The organism is Dongia sp. (assembly GCF_041910485.1).
In the GTDB taxonomy this organism is placed as follows: Bacteria; Pseudomonadota; Alphaproteobacteria; order Dongiales; family Dongiaceae; genus Dongia.
Window position 1 is genome coordinate 1 of record NZ_JAYRQR010000038.1, and the last position, 14674, is coordinate 14674.

Genomic DNA, 14674 nt, shown 5'->3' on the forward strand with positions numbered 1-14674 from the left:
ATCGATATCGCCATAGGCGGTGAGGGTCAGCGTGCGCGGGATGGGGGTCGCCGTCATCACCAGGAGATCGACGCCCTTGCCCTTGTCGGAAAGGGCGACGCGCTGCTGCACGCCGAAACGGTGCTGCTCGTCGACAACGGCAAGGCGCAGATCGTGAAAGGCAACACTTTCCTGCACCAGCGCGTGGGTTCCCACCACAAGCGGTACCTCGCCCGAGGCAAGCCCCGCCGTGATGCGCTCGCGCGCCTTGCCCTTGTCGCGTCCCGTGAGAAGCTCGAGACGCAAGCCCGCCGCCCGCAACAGCGGCTCCAGCGTCGCGAAATGCTGCCGCGCCAGGATATCGGTCGGGGCGAGGAGGGCGGCTTGCCCACCGGCCTCCGCCGCGATCAGCATGGCAAAGAGCGCCACCACGGTCTTGCCGCTACCGACATCGCCCTGCAACAGGCGCAGCATGCGCTGCGGTGAGGCCATGTCGGCGGCAATCTCCTCGATCGCCTGCCGCTGCGAGGCGGTGAGGTCATAGGGAAGCCGTGCCTTGACGCGCGAGGTCAGCGCTCCGGTCGCCACGGAAGGTCGTCCGGCGAGGCGCCGGTTGTGCTGGCGCACGAGGGCGAGGGCCACCTGGCTCGCCAGGACCTCGTCATAAGCGAGACGTTGTCGCGCCGGCGTGCCGAGCCCCAGATCTGTTCCCGATTGCGGGTGATGCACGGCCTCCAATGCCGGTTTCCATTTCGGCCATTGGTGGCGCTTCATGACATGGGTGTCGATCCATTCCGGCAGGTCCGGCGCCCGCTCAATTGCCGCACCGACCGCCTTCAGAACCATGCGCGGGGTCAGCCCGGCGGTAAGGCCATAAGTCGGCTCCAGCTTCTTGATCTCAACCATCCGCTCTGGCGGCAGGATATAGTCCGGATGCACCATGTTGAGCGCGCCCGCATAGCGCTCGACCCGGCCCGAAACGATCCGCCATTCCCCCGGCGGCAACAGGTTCTTCAGGTAATCGACGCGTGGGTTGAAGAAGACCAAATCGACGGCGCCGGTCTCGTTGACGCAGGAGACACGGTACGGCTGCCGGGGGCGCTGCGGTACCAGATGCACCGTCACCTGAACCTTGAGCGTCACCGTGGCGCCGTCCAGCACGTCGCGGATATCCGGTTCCTGCTGCCGCTCGACAAGCCCGGTCGGCAGATGCCACAGCAGCCCGACCACACTGGGCCCGGTCAGCTTTTCAAAGAGTTTCCCGAGCCTCGGCCCGATCCCGGGCAGGCTGGTCACGGACGCAAAGAGCGGGTAAAGGGTTTGCGGGCGCAAGAGAGTCCGGAATCCTGCTCATACTGGAACCGGATGGGATTCTATGCGCCAAACGTAAAAGAGGGAAGGGTATCGACATGGACGAATTGGAGCGGCAGCGCAAAAAGCTGATGTTCCAATGCCATCATCGCGGCACGAAGGAGCTGGACCTGGTCCTGGGGCCCTTTGCCGATGCCCACCTGGCGCAAATGACGGCGGAAGAGTTACGCGTTTTGACGGCTTTCTTGAGTGAAATCGACCCCGATATCTACGATTGGCTTTCGGGCCGCGAGCCCCTGCCGGACCGCCTGTTGAGCCCTGTCACGGAAAGGTTGGTGGCCTACGGCAAGGCACGTCTCGGTTTGGACGCGGGCGGAGCTGCCTGATGCGCGAGAAACTCCCTTTCGACGTACCGGAAGCCGGCCGCTACGACGTTGCCGGCGTGCCCGATGGGCACGATTCCCAGCTGGTGGCGGGCATCGCGCGCACGCGCACCTTGAATGGTGTCCTTCATGTGGCGCGCGACGATCTGCGCATGACGCGCATGGTCGAGGCGCTTAAATTCGTGGCGCCGGATCTCGAGGTCCTTGCCTTCCCGGCCTGGGACTGTCTCCCTTACGACCGTTCCTCGCCGCATCGGGATATTCTCGCCGCCCGTATCGAAACCTTGAGCGCGCTCGCTGCTGCCGGGAACAGCGGCCGTCCGCTCCCCATCGTCGTGACGACCGTGGGCGCCCTCCTGCAAAAGGTGCCGGGTGCCGGTGCCTTCAACCAGGCGGGCCTCTCGCTCCAGAAGGGCAAGACCCTGTCGCAGGACGAGCTGACGGCCTATCTGCTCGGCAACGGCTATCTGCGCAATGCGACGGTCAGTGAACCCGGTGAGTTCGCGCTGCGCGGCGGTATCGCCGATCTCTTCCCGCCGGGAACGTCGCAACCGATCCGCATCGATTTCTTCGGTGACGAGATCGAGGATATCCGCCTGTTCGACCCGCTCACCCAGCGCAGCCAAGAAAAGCTCGACCGGTTCGAGATCAAGCCGGTCAACGAAGTGACGCTGACGCCGGCCGCGATCGAGGCCTTCCGCACCGGCTATCGCCAGACCTTCGGTTCCAGCGGAGCCGACGACCCGCTTTACGAGGCGATCAGCGCAGGGCGGCACTATCCCGGCATGGAACATTGGCTGCCGCTCTTCGGCACGCCGCTGGTCAGTCTCGATTCCTATCTGCCGCAATGCGTGGTGACGCTCGATCACCAGGCCGACGAAGCCAAGCGCGCAAGGCTCGACACCATCGCCGATTTCTATTCCGCACGCCGCGATCTGCATCGGGCCGAGAGAGAGGCCGGCAACGCCGTCTACAAGCCGCTGCCGCCCGAACAGCTCTATCTCACCGATTCCGACTGGAAGAACCTTTCGCGGCGCCACACGGTCTTTGCTTTCCACCATTTCGGCACCGGCAGCGAAACGAACCTGCGCGCGATGGGTTCGCCCGGCCTCAATTTCGCTGAGGCCCGCATCAATCCGGACATCAACGTCTATGACGCGGCGGCCAAGGCCATCAAGGCCGAGCAGCAGGCGGGCAAGCGAATCCTCCTCACCGCCGTCAGTCAGGGCGCTGTCGAACGTATCGGTCATTTGCTCAGCGAACACGGCATCGCCAAGCAGGTCGCGGTCGGCAACCTTGCTGAATTCATGGCCTGGCCGCGCGACACGCTGGGCCGCGCCGTCCTTGGCTTGGAACAGGGCTACAAGGCCGACGATCTCCTCATCGTCACCGAGCAGGACATTCTTGGCGATCGCCTGACCCGGACCGTCGCCAGGAAGCGCAAGACCGAGACGTTTCTTGCCGAGCTCGCCAATTTTGCGGCCGGCGATTTCATCGTCCATGTCGATCACGGTGTCGGCCGCTATGAGGGCCTCGAAACGCTTGATGTCGGCGGCGCGCCGCACGATTGCTTGCGCCTCATTTATGCCGGCAACGACAAGCTCTATGTCCCGGTCGAGAACATCGACGTCCTCACCCGCTATGGCGGGGAGGAGGCGATTGTCGAACTCGACAAGCTGGGCGGCGCCGCCTGGCAGGCGCGCAAGGCCCGGGTCAAGCAACGCATCAAGGATATCGCCAACCACCTGCTGAAAGTGGCGGCCCAGCGCGCCATCCGCGAAAGCGATCCGCTGCAGGCGCCGGCTGGCCTCTTCGACGAATTCTGTGCCCGCTTCGCTTATGCCGAAACCGAGGACCAGCAGCGCGCCATCGACGATGTGTTGACCGATCTTGCCGCCGGCAAGCCGATGGACCGGCTGGTCTGCGGCGATGTCGGCTTCGGCAAGACCGAAGTCGCCTTGCGCGCCGCCTTCGTCGCCGCGATGAGCGGCAAGCAGGTGGCGGTCGTGACGCCGACCACCTTGCTCTGCCGTCAGCATTTCAAGACCTTCAGCGAACGCTTCCGGGGTTTCCCCATCCAGGTCCGACAGCTTTCGCGCCTCGTCGGCACCAAGGAGACGAAGGAGACCAAGGAAGCCCTCAAGGAGGGGAAGGTCGATATCGTCATCGGGACCCACGCGCTACTCTCGAAATCGATCGAGTTTGCCGATCTAGGGCTCCTCATTGTCGACGAGGAACAGCATTTCGGCGTCGGCCAGAAGGAACGCCTGAAAGAACTGCGTGGCGATATCCATGTGCTGACGCTGACCGCGACGCCGATCCCGCGCACGCTGCAACTGGCGTTGACCGGCATCCGTGAAATGAGCCTCATCACCACGCCGCCGGTCGACCGTCTGGCGGTGCGCACCTTCGTGCTGCCATTCGATCCGGTCGTCATCCGCGAGGCGATCCTGCGCGAACAATTCCGTGGTGGCCAGATCTTCTATGTTTGCCCGCGCATCGAGGATTTGGAAACGGTCGCCGAGCGCATCCGTAAACTGGTGCCGGAAGTGAAGATCGTCACCGCGCACGGCCAGATGTCGGCAACGGCCCTCGAAAAAGCCATGACGGCTTTTTACGACCGCTCCTATGACATGCTGCTCGCGACCAACATCATCGAATCCGGTCTCGACATTCCGACCGCCAACACGATGATCATCCACCGCGCCGACATCCTGGGGCTTTCCCAGCTCTACCAGCTGCGCGGGCGAATCGGCCGCTCAAAGCTGCGCGGCTATTGCTATCTGACGACGGTGCCCAACAAGAATCTGACCGAAACGGCGCAGAAGCGCCTCGAGGTGATGCAGACCTTGGATCAGCTCGGTGCCGGCTTCACGCTTGCCAGCCACGATCTTGACATTCGCGGCGCCGGCAATCTGCTGGGCGAGGAACAATCGGGCCAGGTCCGCGAGGTGGGCGTCGAGCTTTACCAGCAATTGCTCGAAGAGGCCGTGGCGGAAGCGCGCGGCGATCTGAAGGCGCAGCAGAAGCAGGAATGGGCGCCACAGATCAATCTCGGCACATCGGTCCTGATCCCGGAAAGCTACGTGACAGACCTCTCGATCCGCCTCGGCCTCTATCGCCGGATAGCGACGCTCGAAAACGACAACGAGGCCGAAGCCTTTGCTGCCGAGATGATCGACCGTTTCGGTCCGCTGCCCAACGAGGTCGAAAACCTTCTCAAGATCGTCGCCGTGAAGCGCCTCTGCCGCGCAGCCGGCATCGAACGCATCGAGGCTGGCCCCAAGGGCGCGGTCTTAAGCTTCCGCAACAACCGTTACGCCAAGCCCGACCGCCTCATCGACTATATCTCGAAACGTTCGGACATCATGTCAGTGCGGCCTGACCAGAAGCTCGTCTACCGCCAGGACTGGCTTGACGCCGACGCCCGCGTCAACGGCGTCCGCAAGCTCATGGACAAGCTTGCCGAGATGGCGGCGTAAGTTTCGCTCTTACGATGCCAGCTTCTCCTTATCGTCCTCGCGGGCGAGGTCGAACATGGAATAGAGGGGCTCGGGTTCCTGGGTCCGCGCTATCGACGGTTCGTCATGAGATCAGGGTTGGGGCTGCAATTTTGCGTCCCGATCTCCATAGAACACTAATAGCCCCCTGTTCTTAGTTGCAATGTCATAGCATTTTTTTGCTGTCTCTGTTCCCAGGTGTGGATCTAAGGAACCACCCATAGTGTAGCCAGCATGGTCGCTGTATATTTTGATGATCTTGTCATACCGTCTGTATGCCAGATCAAGCGCCTCGCCGCAGGTCTTGCCTGAGAGGATTGCCTTGTCAATTTCCATGTCCGGTTCGCAGAGTCTATCCACCTGTGACTCATACATGCCATAGGTTTCCTGGTAGCCGAAGAAGGCGAGTGCTCCAGCGTTGACCATCGATTTTCCAAGCCCAATCTTGCCGTCCAAGGTTTCGGCGATGCCACATTTGCAGGCAAAGAGATGAATGATATGGCCTTTAATATATTGGGCTGGGAATCGTCCATCTCCATACGTGGCTAATACATCCTCTTCGGACGGGCGAACTGTTTTTCCGCCGTCAAACCAACCTTTCAGATAGAGATATTCGCCGTGGGAGGCTGCGCTGATGTAGGCGTAACGCAAATAGGGAAGCGCAGAACGCACGTTGCTGCGGATCATATTTCTGCCAATCAGCTTCTGCATTCTGCTCCCATAGTCACCCTTTTCCACAAGTGCGTATAGGAGCGTCCGGTGCTCGGCGACAAGCTGTGTTGGCCCATCGCCCTCAACTGCGGCGTCCATCAGAAGAACACGAACTGGCTTATTGAACCCGCTTGCTTCTCCAACTTTTTCTGTAGCCTGCTGGATGGTCAGCGGGTCTTCCTTTGGGGAGGTGAGCGTGTTGGCTGCAAGGCTATATGCGGCAATCAGCCCGAACGCTGCGACTGGCGGGGCTAGCGCCGCTGCAACGACTACGCCAATCACGGCGATCGTGGCAAACGCGACAAGCGTCCAGCCGCTGGTCATCGCAAATTTCTGAACGCGCGCAGATGGCGATACTGGGCTTTGACAAATTGGCGCCAGGGCCAGGCGACAGGTATCAACCACGTCCGCAGTCGGCACCGTATGAATGACGAGTCGGAACTTGGCGGAAGGAGGGGCGACAACAGCGACATCCCACATGCCGGGCGTTGGTGTTGGGATCGACACGGCAACTGGATAGCCGTGCGGCGCATGCACGAAGGCCTTATTGTCGTTTCTGGGGTTCCAATATCTCCGGCCGGCTGGATCCGCCAGCGAAGCAAATGCATCCGTCGAAAAGGCAAGAATTTCAGTGTCGGCTACCAGCGACATGACCAGGGTGCCAGCACCCTCGGGAACGAAAAAGGCGAGGCGTTGCATGATGGGTGGGCCGGAAGCCCTGTCGTCAACGCTGTTCCCAATCGTCGCAAATGAATAGCCGTTCAGTCCCGTCGTCCATTTGCATTCTTGGCAATCCGCGTAAGTGACCGACCCGTCGATGACGGCAGGGTTGGCGTGCTTAGACATGTCGTCGCCGGTACCATCCAGCATCCAATAGCCGAGCAAGGTGGGATCATCGCGGTTGATATTGCCAAAGTTCGCACGGACGAGATCGTGACCGCAGATGGCACGGGCCCAGAACCCGATATTCATCAACGATCCGGTCATTCCGGGTCCCGCAGCGGTGCCGGAATAGCCGAACAAGAACGGCGCCCCATTGTCGACGCTGATCGGCATGGGTGATTGGCCGTCTGCAGCGAGGGGAACAGTTGCGCCATCTACATAGAGGTCTATTTCCGCGCCGCATCGGATGATTGAAATGGAGTGACAGCATCCATCGATCAGGCTTCTGTTGCTTGCCGTGTATGTCTGATCGACGATACCGAAATCGCTGCCATCCGGCGCCACCAGGGCTCCGGCGATGGAGAAGTTGACCTGGCCCTGGCTCCCGAGTGAAAGAACAATGCCCCCGATCTTGGCGTCATACCGGCTGACAATCGGCCCGGGTGCGGTCGCTTCGATCATAGCAATCAGTGTGAAGTCGCTGCCCCCAATATTGTAGGCGCCGTGAGCCGATACGCGCAGTCCGCCATTGAGGATGTTCGCGCGCTTCATGTTGACCTCCGCTCTCCCGCATTGGGCATGCATCTGCCCGGCTGGGATAGAGCTTCAGTATTGTTACTTTCGGTAGAATATCAAATAACGTTTTCTCCCAGAGAATATCCGGGAACCGCTGATCGGCCGGGGCAGACCGGCCATCGAATGCCGGCGGACGGCATCGTTGCAAAAGGTGGGGCTGGACTGAATCCGTCGTTGGAGATCCGCGCTGTTTGACTGGGTGCCTGGTATCCTGGAGCGAGGCGCGAAATTGAAAGCACCTCGGCGTTCTTGTCCCCGCGATATCCTGGCGTCGGGGCCTTTGAACGCCTGACGTATCACTTATGACGCCAACTTCTCCTTATCGTCCTCGCGGGCAAGGTCGAACATGGAATAGAGGACTTCGGGTTCCTGCGCACCGGAGAGGCCGAAGCGGCCGTTGAAGATGAGATAGGGAACGCCGGTAATGCCGAGCCGGCGCGATTGGAAATCCTCGGCCAAGGCCATATCGATTTCCGGGATGCCTTCGACGGCGGCATGCGCCATTTCGGCGGGCAGGCCCATTTCCTCGCCCAGGGCGACGAGCTTATCCGGGTCGCCGATATCGACGCCTTCAATGAAATAGGCGACATAAAGCCGGTCGAGGAGGGCGGCCTCGCGCCCGATCTTGGCTGCCGCCTGCAGCAGGCGGTGTGACCGCAGCGTGTTGGGCGTGCGCTTGATGCGCTCGAACTGGAACTCGATCCCTTCATTGCGCCCGACCCGGGCGACACTGTCGAAGACGCGCTGCGCGCGTTCCAGCGAGCCGAATTTTGCGGTCATGTATTGCGCCCGGTCGATGCCGGCCATCGGCATCCCGGGATTGAGCTGGAACGCGCGCCACCGCACCACCAGATCCGCCTGCGGCCGGTTGGCGAGCGCACGCATCAACCGGCGCTTTCCGATATAGCACCAGGGGCAGACCGTATCGGCGAAGATTTCCAGCAACATGAGGATATTGTGGGAGCCGACGGGCGATATGGCAAGGGTGCGCTCTGCCGATTTCCCTCCCCCCTTGAGGGGGAGGGTCAGGGAGGGGGGTATCTCTCAGTGTCCCGATGGCCAGGGACTGAAACGAACCACACCCCCCACCCGCGCGTTCGCGCGGCCTCCCCCTCAAGGGGGGAGGCGAGATTACCCAAACACCTTCGGATCCAGGAACCGCCGCAGGACGTTCAGCGTGATCCGGGAAACATTGTTGTCATACTTGTTGTGGGCGAGCGAACTCGACCAGCCGATTGAGCCGGTCGAGAAGACAGCGCCGCCGCTCGGCGTTTCGAAGAAGACGATCTCCGCCCGGCAGCGGTCGCTTTCGATGGCATCGAGGCCCGGGAAGCCAGCCACCAATTCCTCCGGCGTCAGCAGGAAGGTGTTGGAATGCTCGACCGATTTCGCCAGGATCAGCGCATGGGCGGGCGTTCCCAATTCGGGGTCTGAAGCATCGAGCTCCAACCCGGCGGCACCGCCCAGGATGCCGAAATCGCCGATCTTCTCCTCCGTCCCGACGCCGTCGAAGATGAAGGCCGCGCGAGGATCGAAGCTGTCGGCCAGGCGCACATAGTACGAACTTGCGTCGAAGCCTTCGGTGACGAAGCCGACGCCGAACATCTTCTGCGGGGCACGGCCCTGGCTGCGCCACAGGCCGCCGAACTCGCCGGTGAAGGCGTGATAGCGCTCGCCCGGCGGCAATTCATAGCAGCGCGTGCCGGCTTCCCCACGCCGCACTTCGATGGCGGCGGGCCATTCCGGGTTGGTGGCGATGCGCCAATAGAAGCCGTTGCCACCCAGATAGATGAGCCGCCCGCCATCCTTCTGGTAGCGCTCGAACGCGTCGAGCATCTGCGTCGAATGATATTCGGGGTGCGTGCCGGCGATGACGCAGCGATAGCCCTTCAGCAGATCGGCGCCTTCGGCATGGATGCGATCGTCGGTGATGATGTCGTATGGCTGGCCGATCGCATGGAGCCAGTCGGTGATGTGCAGATCGGCGTTGAAATTCCAGATCGCGCGCTTGGGCCGCGTGTTGAGGATCGGCCGCAGCCACGATGAATAGCTGGAGCCCGACCCGTCACGGTGCCGGTCATAAAGCGAGACGCCGAAATCGCGCCGCTCTTTCAAGAACTGCTCCGCCGGTCCCAATTCCAGCAGCGCGCCATAGCAGACCTCGGACAGCGCATCCTCATAGCCGTGATGCGAATTGGCATAGGCGAGATAGGTATAGGTCGACGCAAGGAGGGCCACCGACGCTGTCACCTTGCCCTTGGGCGGCAGTACGAAGAAGGGGACGACATCCTCGCCGCCATCCTTGGTGGTGAGTTCGCAACCATAGATGCCGCTCGGCAGATCGCTTGGCAGGTTCCAGGCAAAATCCGTTGCCCAGCCCATGTCGTAAAGATCGTCGCAATGGAAATGGATGGCGCCGTAAAGCTCCGGCCGCTCACGCCAGTTGGTCGTCTCGCTGTGCCAGTTCGAGCCGGTGACGGCGCGGGTCGGCAGGTTGACCAGTTCGCCGTCGATCCCGTTGCCGCTCTGGTCCTTGATGATTTTGGCCGCCATGTCGCGGCTGAAATCCCAGCGTGCGATGGCGGGGAGGGAAGTCCAACTCGGGTGCTGGATGCGCAGCGGGTCGAGCGAACCGGCATAGATCGCCGGGGCTTCGATCTTGCCGTCGAAGTGAAGCTGCGACTGGCGCCGCTCTGCCTGTCCCGGCACCAGGGCGGCCCCGACGCTGATGGTGGCTGTCGTCATGTCGGGCAGCGCAAAGGGGATGACAGCAGAGCCATCGCTGTGTTCCGGCTCGCCGAACTGCCGGTCGAGCGGGCGCTGAATGACCACGAGGCGCCGGTCATTGGGGTCGTAGCTGGCGGCGATCAGGTACCAATGCTTGGGCGCCAAAGGCCGGCCGGTTCCCAGCGTGATCTGCCCTCGGCCATCGCCGACCGTGACCGCACCGGCGCCGGATCGATCGAGGCACAGGGTGACGCCCCGCGTCGAGCCGGGCTGCGACAGGTCGTGGCAGGCGATGATGGTCTGCGGCGCTTCCTTGTCGATCCAATGCCCCTGCACGATCGCCGCCATCGTGAAACCGGCCGAGGCCAGCAGCGTCGCCGGCTGGCGCGCCAGCATGTAGGAACCGGCGTCGATCGCCTGCCGGCGGCCGGCATAGCTGCCGTTCACCTTTGCGTCGACCGGGATCACTTTGTAGCCGGGGCTCTGTGGACCGTCATCGCCGCAGATGAGGCGCACGATGCGCGCGTCGAACTGGGTGGCGCCTTCCTCGCAGCTCACCTTGAAGTCGAGCCTTTCGCCGGGGCGAGCCGAGGGGCGATCCGTATAGCCGACGATCTTAAGCATGTTCACGTTATTCCAAAGGAAGATCCTGGCCGGTCAGACGTTTCCAGCGCAGCTTGAAGACTTGCCACTCGGCCTGGACACGATCCTCGAAGACGAGGCCGGTCAGTTTCATGGGATCCTGTGGGCGTCGCCCGAGTTCGGCGAGTTTCCACGGCCCGAAGCGACCGTCGCGCAGCAGCACGTAATGACCTTCGAACGGTTCCGAGCGCATGCGGTTGAGGACGCGCTGCAGCTCGGCGCTGTGGCGGCCGAACGGCTTGCGCTTGAACTCCTGGGCCAGATCCAGGCGGGCGGGATCGATCTCGTACATGGGCGGCGAGCCTAGCAGATGGATTTGATTCGGCGCAGCGCCTCGTCGAGCGTTTCGAAGCGTTTGGCAAAGCAGAAGCGCACGACACTCGTCACCGCATTCTCGGCATAGAAGGCGCTGACCGGGATCGAGGCGACCTTGGCTTTTTCGACAAGGTGCGTCGAGAAGCTGGCGTCATCCATGCCGGCGAAAGGACCCTTCGCAAGATCGACATTGAGGAAGTAGGTGGCCTGGGACGGGATGACATCGAACCCAAGTTTCGTGAGGCCATCGGCGAAGCGGTCTTGTGCCGCCTCAAATCCGGCGCGCATGGTGGTGAAATAATCCTCCGCCTTGTCGAGCCCGTAGGCGACGGCGGCCTGCAAGTTGGGCGGGGTGGTGAAGGTCAGAAACTGGTGCGCCTTTGCAACCACTCGGAGGATCTCCGGGGCGGCGCAGACGAAGCCGACCTTCCAGCCGGTCAGGGAGAAAATCTTGCCCGCGGAGCCTATTTTCACCGTCTTTCGGCGCAGTTCCGGTACGGAAAGGGTGGGGCTATATTCTACATTGTAGAATAAGACATGTTCCCAGACCTCGTCGCAGACCAGGATGCAATCATGCTGGACGATGTAGCGGGCGAGGAGGTCGAGGTCGGCACGGCTGAAGACCGACCCACTCGGATTGAGCGGGTGGTTGAGGAGCACGACCCGCGTCTTGGGGCCGAAAGCGGCCTTCAACTGCGCCTTATCGAGGCCCCAATGGGGTGGCTTCAGGGTGACGAAGCGCGGCACACCGCCCGCCCGCCGGACCAGCGGCAGATAGGCGTCGTACATCGGTTGGAAGAGGACGACCTCATCGCCGGGTTCGATCAGGGCGAGGAGCGATGCCGCCAGCGCCTCGGTGGCGCCGGACGTCACCATCACTTCGGATTCCCAATTGAGATCAAGGGCATGGAAGCGCTTGTAATGCCGCGCGATCGACTGGCGCAGCTCGGGGATGCCCATCATCGGCGGGTATTGGTTCCACCCCTCGACCACGGCCTCGGCCGCCTTCTGCCGCACGTCGAGCGGCCCCGGATCGTCAGGGAAACCTTGGCCCAGATTGACGGCCTCATGCTCGCGCGCGAGCCGGGACATGGTCTCGAAGACGCTGGTGGAGATGCCGGCATAGATCGGGTTCATGGAGTGGCTCGTGAAAGTGGGCCGAAACTTGTGCGCCGCTGGCTGCTTCCACGTCAACCCGCTGATCCCGCGAGGAATTTTTGCGCGATGTAACGGCATGACGCGCCGTTCCGAATGGATCATCATGCGCTGAACGAGGAGTATCGACACCGTGTACCCGTGGCTCGATCGAACTGGAAAAGTCTCCTACCTGAAGCTCGCCACCTTCATCGGCGTGCTGCTGCCAGGACTATGGGCGGCGTTCGTGTGGAGCATGGGCCAGGCACCGCAGCCGAGCGGCCTCGGCACCAGCGCCATGCCGGTGACCAATGCGCTGCATGTCATCGGCGATTGGTCGGTGCGCTTCCTCCTCATCACCTTGGCCGTGACACCGCTGCGCCGGCTTGCGATGTGGCCGCGCGTCATCACCTTGCGGCGCATGCTGGGTGTCACCGCCTTCGCCTATGTGGCGATTCATCTGGTGCTCTATATCGTGCAGCAGAACTACCGCCTGTTGTTCGTCGCCAGCGAGATCGCGCTGCGGATCTATCTGACGATCGGCTTCGTGGCCTTCGTCGGTCTGCTGGCACTGGCAATCACATCGACCGACAGCGCGATGCGCCGGCTGGGCGGCAAGAAGTGGCAGCGGCTGCACTATCTTGCTTACCCGCTGACGATGCTGGGCCTTGCGCACTTCTTCATGCAGTCGAAGATCAACGTGACTGAGCCCGTGATCATGAGCGGTTGTTTCCTGTGGCTGATGCTCTATCGATTGGCGCATCGTTGGAACAATGAGAAGCCGCTCCTGGCTTGGCAGCTTGCAAGCTTGGCGATCGGCGCGGCCGTGCTGACGCAGCTCGGCGAGGCTGCCTGGTATCAGTTCGCGACAGGCATCGGCGCCGAACGCATCTTCAACGCTGTCTTCGATTTCCACCATGTGCGCCCTGCCTGGTGGGTACTCGGCGCGGCGTCGGCATTCATTCCTTTGCCGTGGATTGCGCGGCGCTTTTGGGCCGCCGGACGCGTGGCGGCGAGAGCTGCCGTCGCGGCGTAAACGCAAATCGCGCTTCACGCTTCGCCATCGAGGTCGCTATGCTGATACGGTCAAGCCACGGCAATGCGGGGACGAGAAATTGCCACGAGCGCTTCGATCCAAGCCGACGCGGGCGTAATTGTCGTGACGGCGTTCGATTTGACCCATATTCAGCATCCAGCGCTTAGAGAGCTGTTTTGCTATTGGCGCGGCTTGTCGATAAATGGTGGGATCCCACGACGCCGCGACATCGATCCCACAGCATTGCGCAAGCAATTGCCGCACATCTATCTGCTGGATATCGGGCCGACGGCGGATGATCTGCGCTATCGACTGGCGGGCGGTTTGATCGTCGAAGCGTTCGGCTTTGAGCCCGGCGGGTGGAGCCGGCGCGAGATTCGCGCACGTCATGTCGATCCATCGCGATACGACGAATTCGATCGGACCAGCGCCGAAACGTATCGCATCGTCACAGAGCGTATCGTCGCCTATACGCATGATCACATGACTTCCTATCGCCGCGACTATCTCGGCTATGCGCGGCTCAATATGCCGATCTCCGAGCAGGGTGTCACTCCCAGCGGGATCATTGGCGCGATCTATCTTTCAAGCGACAGAGCGCCGTTTTGGGCTGATTTCAAGGAGCTTCATGAAGAGTTTCCATTGGCCGACGCGCTGTCGGCGGAAATCTGAAGCGTCCTTTCATTCAACGGACGCGCGCACCATATCTTCAAAGCTGTGATCGACGCCGAAGCCGAGATCGATCAATTCGCGGTGCACGAGATCCGCTGTCTCCAATGACGATCCGTCGTGATGGCAGTCCGTCTGCCGCTCGATCTGTTGATCGGCAAACAGGATGAATCCATCGACCCCGGGCTCTTCGGACCGCAGCGGAAAGCCGGTTGCCTCGATCCATATATGCTTGCCGCCCTGGTACACTTGCCTGATCTCGGCGCGGAACGCGCAAGGCTGTTCGATCACCATATGCATGGCCCGCGCGGCATGTTGGCGTCGTTCCATAGGCACGAAATCGTAGTAGTTGCTGCCCTTTGGAACGCCGAGGCGCTCGCGCAACCGCTGACCGATGATGCGGTAGATGCACTTGTCAGGCTTGGTGATCGCGACAAGCGCCAGATGGGGCATGGCGGTCACAAAATTGGCCAGATCGAGATCGTTCTTTTGAGGAATGGCCCGGCCGGAGCGTTCCAGAAGTGTCAGATACCCCTCGGCAAGCGAGCGACAGGATGGGGTGCGAAAACTTGTCAGCGCGTCGGCCAGCAGGCCCGCCTGTAGCGGCTTCTTCGAGATCCAATTCATCCCGCCCCAATCCCCCATGCACGCCCCGACAGAACATTAGTCGGAGCAACGCGTCGTGCCAATATGCAGCTTTGCGGGGGACCTTTCAGGACCGATGTCCCAATCCATTGATTTCTGAATGTGTCTGTCGGGATCGGATTGCGAAGTCGACCGACGACATCTTCGGCGCCATGCGATACGTC

Annotated in this window: 11 protein-coding genes; 4 read left to right on the forward strand and 7 right to left on the reverse strand. The window is 61.8% G+C overall.

The window, feature by feature from the left end:
• A partial coding sequence (locus tag ACE3PP_RS12335; protein WP_374382683.1) for an ATP-dependent DNA helicase RecG occupies positions 1–1311 on the reverse strand: 1311 nt, incomplete at its 3' end.
• A gap of 77 nt (positions 1312–1388) precedes the next feature.
• On the opposite strand from ACE3PP_RS12335, the gene ACE3PP_RS12340 reads away from it, so the two are divergent.
• Both ACE3PP_RS12340 and mfd read left to right on the forward strand, forming a co-directional pair.
• Entirely contained in the window at positions 1389–1676 is a 288-nt protein-coding gene (locus tag ACE3PP_RS12340) for a succinate dehydrogenase assembly factor 2 (RefSeq protein ID WP_374382685.1), read from the forward strand.
• On the forward strand, positions 1676–5155 hold the full coding sequence (mfd, locus tag ACE3PP_RS12345; protein WP_374382687.1) for a transcription-repair coupling factor: 3480 nt from the start codon (positions 1676–1678) through the stop codon (positions 5153–5155). The genes ACE3PP_RS12340 and mfd overlap by 1 nt, the downstream gene beginning before the upstream one ends.
• Before the next feature lie 111 nt (positions 5156–5266).
• Here mfd and ACE3PP_RS12350 read toward each other — a convergent pair whose 3' ends face one another.
• The 5 genes from ACE3PP_RS12350 to ACE3PP_RS12370 form a co-directional block, all read right to left on the reverse strand.
• Positions 5267–7318 carry a hypothetical protein gene (locus ACE3PP_RS12350; RefSeq protein WP_374382689.1) on the reverse strand — a complete coding sequence of 684 codons (2052 nt, stop codon included), beginning with the start codon at positions 7316–7318 and terminating at the stop codon, positions 5267–5269.
• A gap of 324 nt (positions 7319–7642) precedes the next feature.
• Entirely contained in the window at positions 7643–8290 is a 648-nt protein-coding gene (locus tag ACE3PP_RS12355; RefSeq protein ID WP_374382691.1) for a DsbA family oxidoreductase, read from the reverse strand.
• Positions 8291–8473: 183 nt separating this feature from the next.
• On the reverse strand, positions 8474–10693 hold the full coding sequence (locus tag ACE3PP_RS12360) for a N,N-dimethylformamidase beta subunit family domain-containing protein (RefSeq protein WP_374382693.1): 2220 nt from the start codon (positions 10691–10693) through the stop codon (positions 8474–8476).
• 7 nt (positions 10694–10700) lie between these two features.
• Positions 10701–11003, reverse strand: coding sequence for a hypothetical protein (locus tag ACE3PP_RS12365; RefSeq protein WP_374382695.1), 303 nt, complete (start codon positions 11001–11003; stop codon positions 10701–10703).
• Positions 11004–11014: 11 nt separating this feature from the next.
• Positions 11015–12163, reverse strand: coding sequence for an aminotransferase (locus ACE3PP_RS12370; RefSeq protein ID WP_374382697.1), 1149 nt, complete (start codon positions 12161–12163; stop codon positions 11015–11017).
• 151 nt (positions 12164–12314) lie between these two features.
• Here ACE3PP_RS12370 and ACE3PP_RS12375 point away from each other — a divergent pair, with 151 nt between their 5' ends.
• On the forward strand, positions 12315–13196 hold the full coding sequence (locus ACE3PP_RS12375) for a sulfite oxidase heme-binding subunit YedZ (protein WP_374382698.1): 882 nt from the start codon (positions 12315–12317) through the stop codon (positions 13194–13196).
• Positions 13197–13319: 123 nt separating this feature from the next.
• Positions 13320–13868 (forward strand): PAS domain-containing protein, encoded by a 549-nt coding sequence (locus tag ACE3PP_RS12380; RefSeq protein ID WP_374382700.1) that lies wholly within the window; start codon positions 13320–13322, stop codon positions 13866–13868.
• Between the two features lie 9 nt (positions 13869–13877).
• Here ACE3PP_RS12380 and ACE3PP_RS12385 read toward each other — a convergent pair whose 3' ends face one another.
• Positions 13878–14492 (reverse strand): PAS domain-containing protein, encoded by a 615-nt coding sequence (locus ACE3PP_RS12385; RefSeq protein ID WP_374382701.1) that lies wholly within the window; start codon positions 14490–14492, stop codon positions 13878–13880.
• Positions 14493–14674: the final 182 nt, after the last annotated feature.